This window comes from Idiomarina sp. OXR-189, assembly GCF_034373425.1.
GTDB lineage: Bacteria > Pseudomonadota > Gammaproteobacteria > Enterobacterales > Alteromonadaceae > Idiomarina > Idiomarina zobellii.
Map to the genome: position 1 here is coordinate 314505 of NZ_CP139706.1, position 18018 is coordinate 332522.

Sequence of the window (18018 nt, forward strand, 5' to 3'; positions counted from 1 at the left end):
CCGGTTGCCCAATTACTGAACAGGACGTTTCGAGTAAACGCAGCTGACCTAAACGTTAACGTACAAGACCGTAATCTCAGGAGCCTTACGTCATGCCAAATCTGGATCTGAGCCGCTACGGCATCACCGATGTCGAAGAAATCGTCCACAACCCGTCCTACGACCTGCTGTTTGAAGAAGAAACTCGCGATGACCTGCAGGGTTACGAAAAAGGCACGGTAACGGATTTAGGAGCGGTTGCTGTCGATACCGGAATATTCACCGGCCGTTCACCAAAAGATAAATATATTGTTCGTGACGACACTACGCGTGACACTGTGTGGTGGGCTGATCAGGGTAAAAACGACAACAAACCTCTGTCGACCGAAACCTGGAAAGAACTGAAAGGCTTAGTAACTGAGCAGCTGTCGAACAAACGCTTGTTTGTCGTCGACACCTATTGCGGTGCTAACGAAGATACACGCTTAGCGGTTCGCTTCATTACTGAAGTGGCATGGCAGGCGCACTTCGTGAAAAACATGTTCATTCGCCCAAGCGAAGAAGAGCTGGAAACGTTCGAGCCAGACTTCGTGGTCATGAACGGTGCGAAATGCATTAACCCTAAGTGGCAAGAACAAGAGCTGAACTCTGAAAACTTTGTGGCGTTTAACTTAACTGAGAAAATCCAGTTAATTGGCGGTACCTGGTACGGCGGCGAAATGAAGAAAGGTATGTTCTCAATGATGAACTACTTCCTGCCGCTAAAAGGCATTGCGTCAATGCACTGTTCAGCAAACGTGGGTAAAGAAGGTGACGTTGCTATCTTCTTTGGCTTGTCAGGTACCGGTAAAACCACGCTGTCGACTGACCCTAAACGCGCACTGATTGGTGACGACGAGCACGGTTGGGACGACGATGGTGTCTTCAACTTTGAAGGCGGCTGTTATGCGAAAACCATCAACCTGTCGAAAGAAGCAGAACCGGATATTTACAACGCGATTCGTCGCGACGCGCTATTAGAAAACGTTGCGGTTGATGAAAATGGCGTTGTCGACTTTGATGACAACTCGAAAACCGAGAACACTCGTGTTTCTTACCCTATTTACCACATCGACAACATTGTTAAGCCGGTGTCTAAAGCGGGTCACGCGAAGAAAGTTATTTTCCTGACGGCTGACGCGTTTGGCGTATTACCTCCAGTGTCTAAGCTGACTAAAGAGCAGGCGCAGTATCACTTCTTGTCTGGCTTTACCGCGAAATTGGCGGGTACTGAGCGCGGTGTGACTGAGCCAACACCAACTTTCTCAAGCTGTTTTGGTGCGGCATTCTTAAGTTTGCACCCAACTCAGTATGCAGAAGTACTGGTAAAACGTATGGAAGCAGCTGGCGCAGAAGCTTACCTGGTTAACACGGGTTGGAACGGTACAGGCAAGCGTATTTCTATTAAGGCAACGCGCGCTATCATCGACTCTATTTTAGACGGCTCTATTGAAGACGCTGAGTTTGTTGAACTGCCTTACTTTAACCTGGCTATGCCAACTCAGTTAGCTGGTGTTGAAGACAGCAGCATTTTAGACCCGCGTAAAACTTATGAAGAAGACGGCGAGTGGGACGTTCGTGCTAAAGACTTAGCGGAACGTTTCGTGGCCAATTTCGAGAAGTTTACCGACACCGAGAACGGTAAAGCCTTAGTGGCAGCTGGTCCTAAGCTTTAGCCAACGGTATAAGGTTAAATACTAAAAACCCCGCAACACACTATGTGCTGCGGGGTTTTTTAATGCCCCGATTGAACGGGGCGATAAGACTTACTTCAGTTGTTCTGCGTGCGGCAGTTCAAACGGAGGCTTCTCTTCTGATTTCTCCATTAAGAAGGTGTCCATCCAACGCATGAAGCGCATGCTGTAGTCTAGCTGTGCCGCCACTTTGCGGTTACCATGGCCTTCGCCCGGGTAGAACACCAAACGTACTGGCACATTACCGTGAGTTTTCAGGTAACGGTATAGCTCCATCGACTGTGACGGATGCACACGCGTGTCTTCTTTACCGTGCATAATCAGAATTGGCGTACGAGCCTTCTCTGCATGGTAAATAGGGCTGCGCTCTAAGTACCATTCCCACTTATCCCAAGGGTAGCTACGCGCGTGAACGGCGTGCATTTCTTTAGGAATATCGGTGGTGCCGAATTTTGACAAGTTATTGCTAATACCGACGAACATAACGCTAGCTGCGAAGTGCTCAGTTTGCGCCGTTGCGCCCCAGGCGGAAGCATAACCACCGTAAGAGCCGCCGGTAATACCAACGCGAGACTCATCAGCAATGCCCATGGCCACTAGGTGCTCTTTGGCATCAACAATGTCGTCGAATTCTTTACCCGCGTAGTCGTTTTGGCCAAGCTTTGAGAACTCAACGCCACGTCCGGTGCTGCCACGGTAGTTCGGGAAGAACAATGCATAGCCTTTAGACGCAGCATGCTTAACCGGCGACGCATAGCGATCTAACCAGCCGTTGCTGTAATGCGACTCAGGACCACCATGAATGACCATAACGGTCGGGTAGCTTTTGCCTTCTTCGTAGTCTTTCGGATAAACCAAAATACCTTCCAGCTCTAAACCATCGCGCGCTTCATAGGTAATGGTTTCCTGACGTGGCATATCAATTTCTGACAACCAAGGGTTCGAGTCTGTTAAGCGCTCTAACCCACCGTTGGCGTACTTAAAAGCTTCGCTTGGGTGAGAAGGGCGGTGTGCAGTCAGTACAAATTCCGACTTACCGGCTTCGCCGTCAATGCTGGTCACAATGGCTTCACCCGGCTCAACCAGAACGCGGCTTTCCAGGAATTTAAGCGTTAATGCCTGAACTTCTGACTCTGTACCACGGTGGCCAAGCCAGACTAGCTCTTCACCGGTGCGCCAGATGAAGTCTTTCACCGAGCCTTCGTAGTTAGGCAATACGTTGCGATGCTCTTGTTCGCGAGTGTCGTAAACAAACAAAGAGCCGGCAGACGGGTCGTTATAGTCTGCTGCACGAATCATGGCTAAGTAGCGACCGTCCGGTGAAAACTCAGCACGACCCAACTTGCCTTCAGCCTCAAAAGTAGCAGCCACTTCGCCATCTAAACCAATTAACTGGTATTGGCTGCTCATATAGTTGTCATCGATAAGCGGTGTGGGCGCTGTGCGAACTAATAGCTGTTCGTTGTTCGGGTGAAATGCTACTGAGTAAACTTGCTGATCATCCGGCGTTACCGCCTTAGCTTCAGTGTCTTCCTCACCAAGCGTTACGTGATAAGCCTGGGTGTAGGTTAAGTCCTCTTCATACACTTCGGCTTTAAAACCTTTTTTAGACAGCTTTTCTTTGTCGCTGTCTTTAGGGCCAGACGACAAGAATACTAACTGTGCGCCGTCTTCGCTTAAATCGTAGCTGCCAATATTACCGTCGAATTCAAACACCGACTGTACGCCACCACCATTAACCGGCATGCGGTACAATTCCTGGTAGTCGTCGCCGTCTTTTTTAGCGGTGAAATAAAGGTACTCTCCTTTGGGGCCAAAGCTAACGCGGCTGAACTTGTCATCTTTGCTCAGGTAAGACGTAGCTTCGCCTTGCGTGTTAATAAGCGCTAACTCAGTGTATCCGTAACCATCGTCGTCTTCATACGGCGCACGTGGAATAGAGCGAAGGACCGCAGTAAATTCGCCTGTTGGCGATAGGTCAGCCATACGTACTGACTCTGTTGTTACGGTATCCATTAGCGTCATTTCACGGGCGTCGGCATCGACTGCCCAAGTCGCTAACGCGATACCCCCTGCTACACGTAAAAGCATAGTTGTCTCCGTTGTTGTTCTAATGTTTAGGTTTACTTCATAAATCGTTTTGTTGCTTCGGCGCCACGCGCAACCAGACGCACTTGCGTTATAGTCGTTTCGGTAATGCGTTCGCGTTCTTCTTCGTTTACGTCGAAACAGTCAGCACCGGCACTGAATACAATCTTGGCGATAGTGTCTGACTGCAGCTCTGCTAATTCACGAGAGAACGACTGCTCATTCACTAAATACTCTTCGAGCTCTGCTTTAAAATGCTCAATTTCACGCACAACCGCCAAACGAAAGCTGCGCGAACGGCCCGAGCGCTCTTGCAGAAGTAGCCGAAAAATTGCCGTGTTTTCCGCCACAAATTGCATAAAAGTTTCTACTGACACTCGGATAATAGAGCCGCCGGTTTCAATGCGTTGTCGTGCCTGGCGAAGTAGTTGACGCAAGGCTAAACCGCACTCATCAACCAGAGTGAGCCCTAACTCATCCATGTCGCGGAAGTGCCGGTAAAAAGACGTTGGTGCAATACCTGCCTCGCGTGCTACTTCTCGTAAACTTAAGCTGGAAAAGCCGGCTTCAGCGCTAAGCTGATTCATTGCCGCATTTATTAGTGCGCGGCGCGTTTTTTCTTTCTGTTTTGCTCGAACCCCAGCCATATTTGTTGCCATCCTTCGCTGTTATTGAACGAATAGTAACACAGGTCTTTACACATTTTCCGCTTGTAATTTGAACGCAAAACCCGTACATTCAGCGAACAGGTGTACGCTGTTTTGTCACCTGACTTTTTTGATTGTTTTAGGTTATATACATGCAAAAGAATTTTGAAAAACCCCCTCTTATTTGGCTTAACACCCTAGTGTTCTCCATTACTTTCGCTATAGCCGCCATTGGTGTTCCTTTATATGCGTTCACCGTCGGTATTGGCGCAGAATTTTGGTGGGTTATGTTTGGTACCGCATGTTTTGCGGGTATTTCCATTACTGCGGGCTACCATCGTTTATGGGCGCACCGTACGTACGACGCTAACCCGGTATTGCGCTTTTTATTCGCAATAGGCGGCGCTGTGGCGCTGCAAAACAGTGCCTTGCACTGGTCGTCCGATCACCGTGTGCACCACACACATGTCGATGACAACGACAAAGACCCGTATTCGGCGAAGCGTGGTTTTTGGTATTCGCACATTGGCTGGATGCTACGCGAGTATCAGGCGAGTCGTTATTCCGACTACGACAATGTCAAAGACTTACAGAAAGATCCTATCGTTATGTGGCAGCACAAGTATTACCTGCCGCTGACGCTGTTCGTGAACTTCGGTTGGCCAATTGCCGCCGGCTTTATGCTGGGCGATGTTTGGGCCGGCTTATTGGTTATTGGTGTATTGCGCCTGGTGCTTAACCACCACACGACGTTCTTTATTAACTCGCTGGCGCATATTTGGGGCAAACAGCCTTACACGGACAAAAACACGGCGCGCGACAATGGCGTACTGGCGTTTATGACCTTCGGCGAGGGCTACCATAACTATCACCATATTTTTGCGAGTGATTATCGCAACGGCATTCGCTGGTGGCAGTTTGACCCGACCAAATGGCTTATTCGTGCCAGCAGTTGGTTTGGCTTAGCACGTAACCTAAAACGCAGCTCGCCGTATCAGGTTGAGCGAGCGAAGCTGCAAATGCAGTTAAAAGTTGCCCGTCAGAAGGCCCTGAGCGCACCAGAGTCATTGTTCGAAAAAGCGCACGAGCACTACGAACAACTGGGTACGCAGTTACGCGAATACTACAAAGCACGTAAAAAGCTGCTGGACTCTAAAACGCAGGACTTAAAAGATCACTTAAACCATGACATTGATGCATTGAAAAAACAGGTCGATGACATGCGTGAATCTCTTGCTGAGCAGAAGCGTCACTGGAAAGCTTTGTTGAACCAAATTCAACAACACGCGTAAAAGAATTTAACCCTTCAGTACTTGAAAATGAACAAAATATAATCAATACTGGAGGGTACATTCTTCGAAGTAGGCGCAATGAATTTATTGTGCAAGAGAGGTGACTATGGAAATTGGCGCAGCAATGAATACAGGCCTGCAGGGCATGCAACGTGCAAACCAGCAAGTGTCTGAAGCAAGCCAGGAAATTGCATCTGCAGCGGGTCGTAACGACGTGCAGCAGCAAGACAATGCCAATACAAATGGTGGTCAGCCAGCTACCGAAACAGCGACTGAAACGGCGCAAAGTGTTAACGCCGCCAGTACAACTGACTCGCTGGTTTCGTTAAACGAAGGGCAGACTAACTTTGAAGCCAATACTCGTACAGTAGAAACCGCTGACGAAATGTTGGGCACTCTTATCGATACTAGTGCGTAACTGAATGTTCTAGCCATGAATATCACTACAGCGCTACCGGCTATTCCTGTTACATCGGCTCCTCCTATGGAGTCGATGCAGACGGACAATGCCGCTAAAGCGCTGGTCAGTGAACCTACCGCAACAGAAAAGCAAAACAACAGCGCGGACAGCGCAGCCCCCACTTATTCACCCAATGGCAAGGTCGCCAAAAAAGGCCAGGACTCAGCTGAGGGTGAAAAAGGTGCTGAGACTAAAGGCTCTGAGTCCGAAGAAACTAAGGACGAGAAAAAAGCTGACGCGACCGAAGAAAAGAAACCGAATGGCCAACAACTGGACGAGCAGGAGCTCGAAAAAGTTGATGAACTGAAAAGTCGTGATCAGGAAGTGCGTGTGCACGAGCAAGCACATGCCGCCGTTGGCGGACAATATGCCGGTTCACCTTCTTATGAATACGAACGAGGGCCTGACGGCAAGTCTTATGCCGTCGGTGGTGAGGTTCAAATTGATGTCAGCCCGGTTCAGGGCGACCCGCAAGCCACCATTCAGAAAATGCAGGTGGTACGCCGTGCAGCATTAGCACCGGCACAACCCTCCGCCGCTGACCGCTCAATTGCTGCGGATGCTGCTAACAAAGCCACACAAGCTCGTGCAGAATTAGCGCAACAGCAAGTACAAGGTGAAGAGAAAGACGGCGAGCAAGCACCTGATATCAGCATTAATGCGCCATTTAAGAAAAGCTTAGAAGGTGAGGGCTCGGACAAAGACTCTTCTGACAGCGCAGCACCCGCTGAGCAAGGCAAGAAAACTCTGTCTGCGCCAGAGCGCGGCGCTATGGTTGCTTCTTTCTACGACAATAAAGTTCGTCCATCCGTGGACTCATTCAGCGCTACCGCTTAATCCTTTCTCTTATTTATTTTTGTTTCGCTTTTGCGAAAGCGTCGGCTAAGGCATTACCCATGGCAGCATTTTGTGGTTGCTTGTTTGGCTGACCACGATCACGCTGAGGCTTGCCTTTACTAGAGCTGCTACCCTGTGGTTTAGTCTTAGCTGCCGGCTTCGCAGACACTTCGTCATTTAAACGCATGGTTAAACCAATACGGTTACGCTCAATGTCTACTTCCAGCACTTTTACCTTAACAATATCGCCGGCTTTCACCACTTCGCGTGGGTCGCTGACAAACTTGTCTGCCAAAGCGGAAATGTGAACCAAACCGTCTTGATGCACGCCAACATCGACAAAGGCACCAAAGTTAGCCACGTTAGTCACTACACCTTCTAACTGCATGCCGGGCTTCAGGTCGCTGACTTTCTCAACACCTTCTTTAAATTCTGCCGTTTTGAACTCAGGGCGCGGGTCGCGGCCTGGTTTTTCCAGTTCAGCCAAAATATCGGTGACCGTTGGCAGGCCAAAGCGCTCGTCGGTGTAGTCGGCAGCGTTCAGGCTTTTAACCAATGAATGGTTGCCAATAAGCTCTTGTACCGGCAGTTCATTCGCTTTTGCCATACGCTCGACCACTGAATAGGCTTCCGGGTGAACGGCCGACGCGTCTAACGGCTGTTCGCCATTATTAATGCGCATAAAACCCGCCGCCTGTTCAAAGGCTTTCGGTCCCATGCGTGGTACATCGAGTAACTGTTTACGGTTAGCAAAGGCACCGTTGGCGTCGCGGTAATCAACAATGTTTTTCGCTAGCGTTTTCGACAAACCCGATACGCGCTGAAGCAATGCCGCAGAAGCCATGTTGGCATCCACGCCCACTGCGTTTACACAGTCCTCAACCACTGCATCCAGGCTATGAGCCAGTTGTGACTGGCTAACGTCGTGCTGATACTGGCCAACACCGATGGATTTAGGCTCAATTTTAACCAACTCGGCTAATGGATCCTGTAAGCGACGGGCAATAGACACTGCGCCACGCAATGACACGTCCATATCGGGAAATTCTTGCGCTGCCAGTTCAGACGCCGAGTAAACCGATGCACCAGCCTCGTTCACTATAACCTTGGTGGCTTTAATTTCGCTGTGCTGTTTTAGCATGTCACCGACCATTTTGTCGGTCTCGCGCGAGTGAGTACCGTTGCCAATGCTGATAAGCTCAACCTTGTACTGCTTGCACAAGGTTGCCAGCGTGCGCATGGCTTTGTCCATTTGGTTTTGCGGCTGGAACGGGAATACCGTGTTAGTAGCAACCGCTTTACCGGTTTCGTCCACGACCGCAACCTTAACACCGGTACGAACGCCCGGGTCTAAGCCCATGGTGGTTTTAGCACCCGCAGGTGCCGCCATCAGCAAGTCTTTCAGGTTGCTGGCAAATACTTGAATGGCCGCTTCTTCGGCGCGCTCACGCACACGAGCCATAAGCTCGGTTTCCATATGCAGTGACAGCTTCACCCGCCATGTCCATTGAATCACCTGACGCAGCCAGTCGTCGGCAGCGCGGCCTTTATGCTCAAAGTTCAGGAAGTCAGCAATAATGACTTCGCAGTGCGAGCCGGAGGTTTTGTCTTCACTACCCGGGTCAGCGTCCATAGACAGCTGCAAAAAGCCTTCATTACGACCGCGCAGCAACGCCAGCGTGCGGTGCGACGGAATGGTTTTAAACAGCTCAGAGAATTCAAAGTAGTCGCGGAACTTAGCGCCTTCTTTTTCTTTGCCCGCAGCAACGGTGCTGGTTAAGTGCGCGTTCTGCCACAAGTGTGAACGTAAACGCTTCAGCAACTCCGCCTGCTCGGCAAAGCGCTCCATTAAAATGGCACGGGCACCGTCTAACACCGCTTTGGCGTCCGCAAAGCCTTTGTCGGCGTCAACGTAGTCAGCCGCGGCTTGTTCAGGGCTCTGCGTTGGGTCTTTCCACAGTAAATCGGCCAGCGGCTCAATGCCTGCTTCAATCGCAATTTGGCCTTTGGTGCGGCGCTTAGGCTTGTAAGGCAGGTATAAATCTTCCAGTTCGGTTTTCGAGTCGGCGGTTTTAATGCTTTGAGCCAGTTCGTCGGTCAGCTTGCCTTGCTCGTCAATCGACTTCAGTATCACCTGACGGCGGTCGTCCAGCTCGCGCAGATAGTTCAGGCGCTGATGAAGCTGACGTAATTGCGTGTCGTCTAAACCGCCGGTGACCTCTTTACGGTAACGGGCAATAAAAGGCACCGTCGAGCCTTCGTCCAGCAACTGGATAACAGCGGCAATCTGACGCTCGTCGACCTTCAGTTCATTAGCAAGTAATTGCGGTATCTGGCTCATAGTACATCTCTTGGTTTTAAAACGTTACGACAAATAATGGGGACGAATACTATCACGAATTGACTACGCGGGCTGTTGGTAACTTATCTTATTAATAAACCAGGTCTTGGTGCCCTGCGGCGTGCGTACCTCGGCCTCGTCGTCCACCTCTTTCTTCAGCAGTGCACGCGCCATGGGCGAGTCGATAGACACCGCGTCTTTGCGATCATAAATCTCGTCCGGCCCAACAATTTGAAAGGCGCGAACGTTCTCGTCCTCGTCCTCAATTTCTACCCAGGCACCAAAAAACACTTTACCGTCTTGTTGCGGCGAATAGTCCACCACTTTCACCTGTTCCAGGCGTTTGGTTAAGTAGCGAATACGACCATCAATTTTGCGTAGCTTTTGTTTGTTATATTTGTAGTCTGCGTTCTCCGACCGGTCGCCCAGGCTCGCCGCCCACGACACCTTATCCACGGTTTCGCGCCGCTCCACCCGCCAAAGGTGCTCGAGTTCCTGTTGCAACTTTTCATAACCGCCAAGGGTAATTAAATTGGTTTTCATACGCTGATTCGTTGTGCCTGCGTTGAATGATTAGGGGATTTTACTGGGTTATTAGTTTGAGGGAAATGCCAGATTGTCTAACGGGCTCGATGTACCCGCGTAATGTTGACCAACAACATGCGTGTATATTTGGGTGGTCTTAACATCGTTGTGGCCCAGCAGCTCCTGAACTGTACGAATATCGCAACCGCTTTGCAGCAGATGTGTGGCAAAGGAATGGCGAAAAGTGTGGCAATTAACTTTTTTGAAAACCTTCGCTTGAATGACTGCTGGTTTAAGAGCCTTTCTAATAACGCTGCTGTGAAGATGATGTCGACAAATAACGCCGGTGTATGGGTGTGCGCACAAAGAAGCCGATGGAAAGATAAACATCCAACCTGGTTGCTTGAAAGCGTTGGGATATTTTCTATCAAGTGCACTGGGTAGTGATGGGCCGACGCCGTTACTGTTATCATTAGCTTGTATCTTTAATGCTGTACTTATCGCCTCTTTAATCTGAGGAATTAAGCGTTCGCTTAACAAAGTTTGCCGATCCTTCTTGCCTTTCCCATCACGAATGGTAATAGAAAGATTTTCTAGGTTCACATCCTGAATTCGTAAATTTAGCGCCTCACTTATTCTAAGGCCGCTGCCGTAAAGTAATTCAATGACTAAGCGGTTACGTCCAGATAATTGGCTAAGAATACTCATCACTTCGTTGGGCGATAAAACAACTGGCAATTGTCTCTGCTTGGTTGCTAGGCTGAAATTTAAATCCCCTAGCGTTATACCAAGCGCTTTCTGATAGAGGTAGACCAAAGCATTTAAAGCCGTTTTTTGAGTATTGATAGCGACATGGCGCTCGTTAGCTAGCCAACTTAGAAACTCGCGAACTTCATTACTGCCCAGATTTTTAGGGTGTTGCTTTTTATGAAAGAAAATGTACTGACGGACCCAGCCTAAGTATGATTTTTCAGTCTTTAAACTGTAACCACGTAAGCGCATATCAGCGCGTAATTGCTCAATAAATGGGCTAGACATCAATTACCATCCTCGATTTTTGAATTGAGTGATTTACTTTAGCTTAACTTGTGGCTTAGTTTTGTAAGCAATAATGCATAGTTTGTTGTTGTATTACGTATTTAACTCGTTTAATGTCAATGACATAATAAAAACGTAAAGTTAGATACCGTGCACTCGTTAGAATGGAAATGAGCATGCTCGGATTGTTTTTTCGTTTTTTTTGCAGCTTCTTTGAAAAATAGATTGAGTTATTAAATAGTTACGAAAAAATATCTGCCGTTTAACGGAGAACAAAGTGCGCACGCACAATATACAAATGTTAGATGTAATTAACCGGAAAGTTGCGCACGAATAATTTTTTTCTTCAAGACTGCAACTTTAAGAGAAAAGAACACATAATCCTTTCGAATCATATTGGAGGCGGATCATGAAAAGCTGGTTATTTCTTACTGTTGCAATTCTTGGAGAGGTAGTTGCAACATCTGCATTAAAGTCCAGTGAAGGTTTTACGAAGCTCGTACCATCTTTCATCGTAATTGTTGGCTATGGAATTGCATTTTATTTCCTTTCATTGGTCTTGAAGTCTATTCCTATAGGGGTGGCCTATGCAATTTGGTCTGGCCTTGGCGTAGTATTAGTCACTGCTGTTGCATGGGGGCTTTACGGGCAAAAGATTGATGCATGGGGTTTCGTGGGTATTAGTTTAATAGTTTGCGGTGTATTGGTTTTAAATTTGCTTTCTAAAGCAAGCGTTCATTAAGTGGCACTGGCATCTAACAATCGGCAGCAGACGGACAGCCTATACTACGCGGTTTTGTGTTATTCGCTGCGCTCAAACATTAACACAAAACCGCTCCGTTACGGCTGCCGCTGTGCCGGGCGTTATGCATAAGGACTCAGTGTGATACGAAAACTATTTCTGGTTTTAGTAATTGCGTCAATTCCAGCGCTCGCTTGGTCATATGCAAAGCCGTTAAGGTTACTTCTGCCTCATTTAAATGGAGTGACGTGCAACAGCTCAGTGTGCGTGGAGGATACGAGTGGGATGTATCAAGCTATTGAGCTTTATGGCTCTGCGGTAAAGAACATCTCTGCAGCTCAACTTCCACTTAGAGCTAGCCCCACGTTTGTTTATTGCTCTACTGCAGAGTGCTACCAGTCGTTTGGTGGAGGAAATGAGCGAGCGATTTCTTATCCGTTTCTCGGTACGGTTATAGCTCCTGAATCGTGGCAACGCTACATCACTCAGCACGAATTGGTTCATTGGTTCCAATTTTATGAAATTGGCCCTGTTTCGACCATGATGAAACCTGAATGGTTTAGAGAAGGTATGGCGTATGTGTATAGCAACGCACCGGAATCAGACATTCCAGAGCATTACTTGCCAATGATGGTAAAGTACGACGAGTGGCATTCCGATAAATCTTGGTCTGAAGTAGTTCAGGACGCAGGAGACCTATAATATGCATAACCAAGCTATCAAGTACGCTCCCTTCGGTCGCCCGACGCTCGCAAGCTCGCGCGGCTTATGGCGGCGTTAGCTGTATAGGGAAAAAATGAGCAAGAATCTAAATTCTGAGGAAGCAGTGAAAGAAAAAGAAGAAGACGTATTAATCCCCTTGGTCGGTTTCAGCATATTGGCATTTCTTATCATGCTGGGAGCAGCCAACATAGAGTCACCTGGTATTCTTTCGTATGCCCTTTTTACATTTGCTTTCTTAGTATCAACATGGGTCTGTCTGGTAGCGGTTGAAAAGTCGGCTTTTACTAAATGGTTTTGGTCTTTTAAAACCTCTTCCGTAATAACCGGTTTGTTAGTGTCAGCTTTTATTTTCTATGCTTCGATGCGTTCATCGGAACTCTTAAATGAAGTATTTCTAGCCGATAGTTCGGCTTTAGTTTATACAAAAGTTATTGCTTACGTTTTATACGCATTTAGCTTGTTTATGCCTTTCTTCCTTACCTATCTAGGGCTGGCCCTAATTGTAATGTTTAAACAGATGGTGAAGCCCAGTGAAGATGATTCTGGTACTGGTTGGATGAAGGTAATCATCTTTTTTGTTAACGGAATTATTCTAGGGTTGATTGGTGGACCTACATCTAGCCTATTTTGGAATGAAGATACATATAAAGAAAAAATAGAACAAATCGCCGACTTTGCTGATTTTGGCATGCATAGCTGTACGAATATCGATCGCGATTTAAAGGTAATATTTTTAGGTTCCCCTCAGCGCGAAGTGCTAGTGAAATATGTAGAGCAAGAATTTATGAGTGAAGGTGGTGTGTTGTATATTCGAGCAGAGTGCATCCCAGATACAGCTAACAAGAAAATACAGCCGACGCAAAAAACGCGCAGCTGATTTAGGCGTTAGGCAGGCGAGAAATGACAACGTCAATTAGTCGATGTATAGATAGAAGTATTGCGGCTTTACAAGCAAAAGATTTTGAGGCTACGTTTATACAACTTTTCCCTGCGGTTGACAAAACTGCGAAGAAACGGCGTCCGAAAGAAGGTGTAGGCTCTAGAGTTAAGGCTTTCATTCGAGATGAAGAAGCACTTATTACCGGGATTGCAACAAACAATGTATTTAAAGGGATTATGGTCGACGATGTCGATTTTCCCACGGCCATATACAAATTCGGTCGCACTAGCATTGTTCATGAAGGCGAGCTAGATGAACGCTTACAGATTAACGAAAGTGGTGAGATAAAAATTGGAAAAGTGTGGTGTCTTCCTAGTACATACATCACTGGAATAATCATGGCCGTGATTCTTTCGACAGAAAACGATCGAGAGAAAATGGCTAAAGAATATCAAATACAGCTTTTTGGAAACTCATACTCTGCTAACTCACTCTGGGGACGCAGAGATATTATTGAACAGAGAATGTGTGAGCTATGGCGCAACCCCAACTTGTTCGGGTGAATTGCCTAACAAAGGTGTCAATTTGACATCGTTACGCTTCGCTTCACTCTGCAAATTACACCGGAGTTATACGGTGTTGTAGTTAGTCCGATCTTAACCCGAAGCGGACGGTGGATAGGTATCTTTTAGTGTCAAGTGTAAGGTATGACTCCGTTGGTTTGATGAGGTTTATACAGATTTGAGCAGTCTGAGAATTTTAAGAAGAAATAATAATGGATTTTATAGAAGAGCTGAACGAGCGTCCTGAAGGTAGCTTAGATGTTACTTGCCATGTTTTATCCGACAATTCTGCACAGCAGCTAGAGGATTATCTTGTAGATAGGCTGGCCAGCTGTTATATCTCTCAAGAAAAACTGCAAGAAAGGGCTAATCAAACAGGACTAGCCTATAGTGAATTGATCGCTAATAAGATTCCTGATAAGGGAAGTGTAATGTCAGGTGATTTCGGAGAAATATTCACTCTTTATTTTTTAGATAGGCAGTACGAAGAAAATTTGAAACTAATTAAGAAGTGGAGATACAAGCAAGATAGGAAAAAGGCCGCGCCACACTCAGATGTTGTTTTATTTAATATTGAAGATTTTAATAATCCTTCAGAGGATGACTTTGTTATATGCGCTGAATCTAAACAGAAAGCAACTTCTAGTACATTTGATCCTATTACAAGTGCTATCTCAGGATATGAGTCAGATAGAACTGGCAGGCTTGCCAAAACACTTGTATGGCTTAAAGAAAAAGCCATTGATGAAGGGGAGCAAGATGATATAGCTTTAGCATCACGATTCGCTGACGGGTTGAATACTACTTACTCGAAGTTATACAAGGCTGTAGCGGTTGTTGATAGAGATCTTTTAGATGATGAAATAACAAAAGATATTGACCTTCCAGACAGAACCGATGAATTTGAAGTAATTGTTATCGGGATAGATGACCTTAAAGTTCGTTATGAATCAGTTTTTGAACGAGCTTGTTCTGAGGCTGATTTATGAGTGAGTTATTACTTCATATGATGGCTGAGTTTGAGTCCTGGGAGGCCGCAGCTGAGTTCAATATACCTCAACAGAGCTGGGCTGATTATACTGTTAATGATAGAGTGGATGATCTTTATATAGCTACTTTTTCTCATATTTTTAATACGTTGAGGGAAGAATCTGATGATAAGAAATCTAATCTTTTATCATGTGCTAAGACATTACTGGTTTTCTCAAAGAGTGCAGCATCAAAGTATATAAGTGGAGTAGAGAAAAATCGTAACCTTTTGTATTCAGCGGCACTTTATTATCTTGCAGACCAACCACCAACAGCATTTCTAATTGCAAAAGATATTGATCCAGATATTTTTGAAATAGAGCAGGAGAAATTCCTATATTCATTTTTATCTCGCATTTCTGATGAAGAAACCGAGTTATCTGTTGAGATTTTTGACGCGGTGAATAGGGGCGAGTATCAAAGGTTTGACCATATTCTTGATATATTATCTGAGCAGGTTGCAATAGGGCTTCAGCATGATCCATTGCTTTTTGTTAGCTCAAAAATTGCTCATGAGTGTATTAATAGATTTAAAAGTGTAAATGTTTGGATTCTTCTTGAGCGATATTCTGACTGTGAGGATATGTCCGTATGGAATGAGTTGCTATCGTCAAACGGAGGTCATCCTATCTGGGAGTTATTGCCCTCACAAGTGAAAGCAGTGGAATCTGGAATCCTTACTGGAGAAAAACCTGCTTATAGCATGCAGATGCCAACTTCTGCAGGAAAGACTTCTCTGTGTGAAATTATCATTTTTAATGAAGTTAAAGTAAGGGGCAATAAAGTTTTATTTCTTGTGCCTTTCAGGGCGCTTGCAGCAGAAGTAAAGGCTGGAATGTATTCTAGGCTGAGTAATGTTGGTATAGAAGTTTCAGCTAGTTATGGGGGTAATATACCTACTCGATCAGAGTCTACGACTGTAGAAAATTCTGATGTTGTTATTTCTACGCCTGAAAAATTTGAGGCGCTCTGTCAAGTTATCCCTGATTTCATTGATAGGTTTGATGTTTTGATCTGTGATGAGGGGCACCTAATTGATGATGGTAATCGAGGGCTGCAATATGAATTATTGCTGACCAAATTTAAAAGACGAGAGAACCCTGTAGATAAGATTGTTTTTATATCAGCTATCCTGCCAAATGTTTCAGAGATCAATGACTGGTTAGGTGGTGATGAGAGCAGTTTAATTAACTCAACTTATAAGCCTGTGGTAACAGATTACTCTTTTGTTAGACCTGTTAATGATAAGTGGTTTTTGGATTTTAACCCTCACTTGGATCAGCCTTATAGTTATTTTTTAAGCGACTTCATTCAAAAAGACGAACTGAAATTTACTAATCAAAGTACAGGGAATAGTAATCTCTTACCAAATTGGAGTTCACTGTTAACTTTGGCTTGTGCTTCAGCTTTTAAGTCTTCTATATCAGGTTCTGTAATTCTATTTACTACAGAAAAAGGTCAGTCTGGTGTTAGAGGTTTGGCGAATAAATGTTTGGATATGTTGGAAAAAAATGCGTTTATTACACAACAGTATCAAGAGGAAGGTCAGCCCGTAGACCTTGTTAATTATATTTCAACAGTTTTAGGCGAAGGGCATTTGTTAACGAGATTGGTTCAGAGGAAAATTGGGTATCATCATGGGGATCTTCCTCAAGAATTACGTCGAGAAATGGAACAAGCAATTAATGATCAAAAATTAAATATATTGATATGCACTTCCACTTTAGCGGAAGGCGTAAATCTTCCAATCAGGACTATAGTTTTACATACGGTCAAGCGATTCAATGGAAGAATTAAGGATTTTATTGAAAAGAGGAATATAAAAAATATTATTGGTAGAGCAGGTAGAGCGGGAAAGGAAACTCGTGGCAGAGTTATTTTTGCTAATGAATCAGAAAGAGACTATGCCCTAGAAGTTATAAATGATGTTGATTTGGAGTCAGCTCATGGCTTTTTATTCTCGCTCATTAAAGCTCTTAAAAACTATCTAGAGGCAACGAACTTAACCTTGAATCAGGAGTTCTTTGATTCCAATGTTGCACAAGATATTTCTTATATCTTTGAATCAATTGATATGTCACTTTTACAGTCTTTACCAGAAGACATTCCTGAAGAAGACATAGATACATTTTTAGATCAGATGCTGTCTGAAAATTTAGCATCTAAGTTTTGTGATGAAGAGGGTTTAACCGATCTATTAAAAATGGTTTTTTCTTTAAGGACTGAACGAATATTCAATGAGACAGACCCTGCAATGAGAGCCATAATGAGGAACACAGGTTCTTCGCTTAACTTTCTTAATTATGTTGAAGCAAGTCAGATACTTGATCAGGATATATGGCGATCTCTAACCGCTCCACAGGAATCTCACTGGTATAAAAATATAATTAAGCCAGTGTTGAATCATATTGGCTATGAGGATAGTGCTGATCTTATAATAGATGTATTAAATGGTTGGGTATCTGGTAGCTTTTATATAGAAATAGCTGAAGATCTTGAGCAGGATGTAGATGATGTTGTTAGCTATGTCTGTACAGTTATAGGCTTTGAATTACAGCAAACATTATCTCAGCTTACACGTTTCGCAATTGAACTTTATGAAGACGAAGTTCCAGATCATGTCGTGAATTGGCCTCAGTATATGCAATATGGTGTCAATCGTCAGATTCACTTGAGATTAATTAACTCTGGGGTTACAGATAGGCTAGCTGTATTTGGAGTTGCTAGGTTCTTGGATTCCCTTGGGGTTCCAGAAGATATTCGGAATCTTCGCAGGATGTTAAGGGATAACCGAGAAGCTTTAAATAATGCCTTAGAACAAGACCCTCGTGTACCAGCATTATCAATAAGTCGGTTTTTTGATGACTACAATATTTGAAACGGTTTAAACATACTTCTGGGCCACACGCTGTCGTACTTGGATAAATTACGGGGAGAATTCATCCCGGAATGAAGACTTATATTGCTGGTTTAGCCGTATGTAATACCGGGCGGCGCGGTGCTTGGAGTGGTCTAGATTTTAAAGTTGATGGTATGGTGGTCAACGGGGTCAGAGTCATAGGAAAATTTAATGTCTGCTTCTGGCCGAATTAGGCCATGGTGAAGTGAATGCTGGTAAAGTATAACAAGCGCAAGCAGCCG

15 protein-coding genes are annotated in these 18018 nt (G+C 45.4%); 10 read left to right on the forward strand and 5 right to left on the reverse strand.

Going from position 1 to position 18018, the window contains the following annotated elements; genetic code table 11:
• The first annotated feature begins 92 nt into the window (after positions 1-92).
• Complete coding sequence (pckA, locus tag UM402_RS01495) at positions 93-1694, forward strand: phosphoenolpyruvate carboxykinase (ATP) (RefSeq protein ID WP_053953171.1); 1602 nt, start codon at positions 93-95, stop codon at positions 1692-1694.
• A 90-nt stretch (positions 1695-1784) separates the two neighbouring features.
• Here pckA and UM402_RS01500 read toward each other — a convergent pair whose 3' ends face one another.
• Together UM402_RS01500 and fabR are read right to left on the reverse strand one after the other, a co-directional pair.
• A complete protein-coding gene (locus UM402_RS01500; RefSeq protein WP_058576629.1) occupies positions 1785-3803 on the reverse strand; it encodes an alpha/beta hydrolase family protein in 2019 nt (672 codons plus the stop codon).
• A gap of 32 nt (positions 3804-3835) precedes the next feature.
• The gene (fabR, locus tag UM402_RS01505) at positions 3836-4447 is read right to left on the reverse strand and encodes an HTH-type transcriptional repressor FabR (protein ID WP_058576630.1); all 612 of its coding nucleotides are present in this window, start codon (positions 4445-4447) and stop codon (positions 3836-3838) included.
• 152 nt (positions 4448-4599) lie between these two features.
• Here fabR and UM402_RS01510 point away from each other — a divergent pair, with 152 nt between their 5' ends.
• The 3 genes from UM402_RS01510 to UM402_RS01520 all read left to right on the forward strand — a co-directional run bounded on the left by UM402_RS01510 (position 4600) and on the right by UM402_RS01520 (position 7036).
• Positions 4600-5739 (forward strand): fatty acid desaturase, encoded by a 1140-nt coding sequence (locus UM402_RS01510; protein ID WP_058576631.1) that lies wholly within the window; start codon positions 4600-4602, stop codon positions 5737-5739.
• A 106-nt stretch (positions 5740-5845) separates the two neighbouring features.
• Positions 5846-6157 carry a flagellar basal body rod C-terminal domain-containing protein gene (locus UM402_RS01515; protein ID WP_053953168.1) on the forward strand — a complete coding sequence of 104 codons (312 nt, stop codon included), beginning with the start codon at positions 5846-5848 and terminating at the stop codon, positions 6155-6157.
• A 15-nt stretch (positions 6158-6172) separates the two neighbouring features.
• Positions 6173-7036, forward strand: a complete 864-nt coding sequence (locus tag UM402_RS01520) for a putative metalloprotease CJM1_0395 family protein (protein ID WP_322295427.1) — start codon at positions 6173-6175, stop codon at positions 7034-7036.
• Positions 7037-7049: 13 nt separating this feature from the next.
• On the opposite strand, the gene UM402_RS01525 is transcribed toward UM402_RS01520, so the two are convergent.
• From UM402_RS01525 to UM402_RS01535, 3 genes are all read right to left on the reverse strand, one after another.
• Positions 7050-9377, reverse strand: a complete 2328-nt coding sequence (locus tag UM402_RS01525; protein ID WP_058576633.1) for a Tex family protein — start codon at positions 9375-9377, stop codon at positions 7050-7052.
• A 63-nt stretch (positions 9378-9440) separates the two neighbouring features.
• Positions 9441-9920, reverse strand: coding sequence for a transcription elongation factor GreB (gene greB, locus UM402_RS01530; protein WP_058576634.1), 480 nt, complete (start codon positions 9918-9920; stop codon positions 9441-9443).
• A gap of 51 nt (positions 9921-9971) precedes the next feature.
• Complete coding sequence (locus tag UM402_RS01535; protein WP_058576635.1) at positions 9972-10940, reverse strand: integron integrase; 969 nt, start codon at positions 10938-10940, stop codon at positions 9972-9974.
• A gap of 409 nt (positions 10941-11349) precedes the next feature.
• Here UM402_RS01535 and qacK point away from each other — a divergent pair, with 409 nt between their 5' ends.
• From qacK to UM402_RS01565, 6 genes are all read left to right on the forward strand, one after another.
• On the forward strand, positions 11350-11682 hold the full coding sequence (gene qacK, locus UM402_RS01540; RefSeq protein ID WP_058576636.1) for a quaternary ammonium compound efflux SMR transporter QacK: 333 nt from the start codon (positions 11350-11352) through the stop codon (positions 11680-11682).
• 285 nt (positions 11683-11967) lie between these two features.
• Positions 11968-12384 carry a hypothetical protein gene (locus UM402_RS01545; RefSeq protein WP_058576637.1) on the forward strand — a complete coding sequence of 139 codons (417 nt, stop codon included), beginning with the start codon at positions 11968-11970 and terminating at the stop codon, positions 12382-12384.
• 94 nt (positions 12385-12478) lie between these two features.
• Complete coding sequence (locus UM402_RS01550) at positions 12479-13282, forward strand: hypothetical protein (RefSeq protein WP_058576638.1); 804 nt, start codon at positions 12479-12481, stop codon at positions 13280-13282.
• A gap of 23 nt (positions 13283-13305) precedes the next feature.
• Positions 13306-13848: a hypothetical protein gene (locus UM402_RS01555; RefSeq protein ID WP_058576639.1), complete on the forward strand. Its 543-nt coding sequence runs from the start codon at positions 13306-13308 to the stop codon at positions 13846-13848.
• A 212-nt stretch (positions 13849-14060) separates the two neighbouring features.
• Positions 14061-14837, forward strand: a complete 777-nt coding sequence (locus UM402_RS01560) for a Hachiman antiphage defense system protein HamA (protein WP_058576640.1) — start codon at positions 14061-14063, stop codon at positions 14835-14837.
• Positions 14834-17755: a DEAD/DEAH box helicase gene (locus UM402_RS01565; protein WP_058576641.1), complete on the forward strand. Its 2922-nt coding sequence runs from the start codon at positions 14834-14836 to the stop codon at positions 17753-17755. The genes UM402_RS01560 and UM402_RS01565 overlap by 4 nt, the downstream gene beginning before the upstream one ends.
• Positions 17756-18018 lie beyond the last annotated feature (263 nt).

Coding starts and splice junctions, on each gene's coding strand:
- UM402_RS01520 (WP_322295427.1), top strand. CDS start 6,173: ATGAATATCACTACAGCGCTACCGGCTATTCCTGTTACATCGGCTCCT.
- fabR (WP_058576630.1), bottom strand. CDS start 4,447: ATGGCTGGGGTTCGAGCAAAACAGAAAGAAAAAACGCGCCGCGCACTA.
- UM402_RS01545 (WP_058576637.1), top strand. CDS start 11,968: ATGTATCAAGCTATTGAGCTTTATGGCTCTGCGGTAAAGAACATCTCT.
- UM402_RS01510 (WP_058576631.1), top strand. CDS start 4,600: ATGCAAAAGAATTTTGAAAAACCCCCTCTTATTTGGCTTAACACCCTA.
- UM402_RS01555 (WP_058576639.1), top strand. CDS start 13,306: ATGACAACGTCAATTAGTCGATGTATAGATAGAAGTATTGCGGCTTTA.
- UM402_RS01560 (WP_058576640.1), top strand. CDS start 14,061: ATGGATTTTATAGAAGAGCTGAACGAGCGTCCTGAAGGTAGCTTAGAT.
- UM402_RS01515 (WP_053953168.1), top strand. CDS start 5,846: ATGGAAATTGGCGCAGCAATGAATACAGGCCTGCAGGGCATGCAACGT.
- UM402_RS01550 (WP_058576638.1), top strand. CDS start 12,479: ATGAGCAAGAATCTAAATTCTGAGGAAGCAGTGAAAGAAAAAGAAGAA.
- UM402_RS01500 (WP_058576629.1), bottom strand. CDS start 3,803: ATGCTTTTACGTGTAGCAGGGGGTATCGCGTTAGCGACTTGGGCAGTC.
- pckA (WP_053953171.1), top strand. CDS start 93: ATGCCAAATCTGGATCTGAGCCGCTACGGCATCACCGATGTCGAAGAA.
- qacK (WP_058576636.1), top strand. CDS start 11,350: ATGAAAAGCTGGTTATTTCTTACTGTTGCAATTCTTGGAGAGGTAGTT.
- greB (WP_058576634.1), bottom strand. CDS start 9,920: ATGAAAACCAATTTAATTACCCTTGGCGGTTATGAAAAGTTGCAACAG.
- UM402_RS01535 (WP_058576635.1), bottom strand. CDS start 10,940: ATGTCTAGCCCATTTATTGAGCAATTACGCGCTGATATGCGCTTACGT.
- UM402_RS01525 (WP_058576633.1), bottom strand. CDS start 9,377: ATGAGCCAGATACCGCAATTACTTGCTAATGAACTGAAGGTCGACGAG.
- UM402_RS01565 (WP_058576641.1), top strand. CDS start 14,834: ATGAGTGAGTTATTACTTCATATGATGGCTGAGTTTGAGTCCTGGGAG.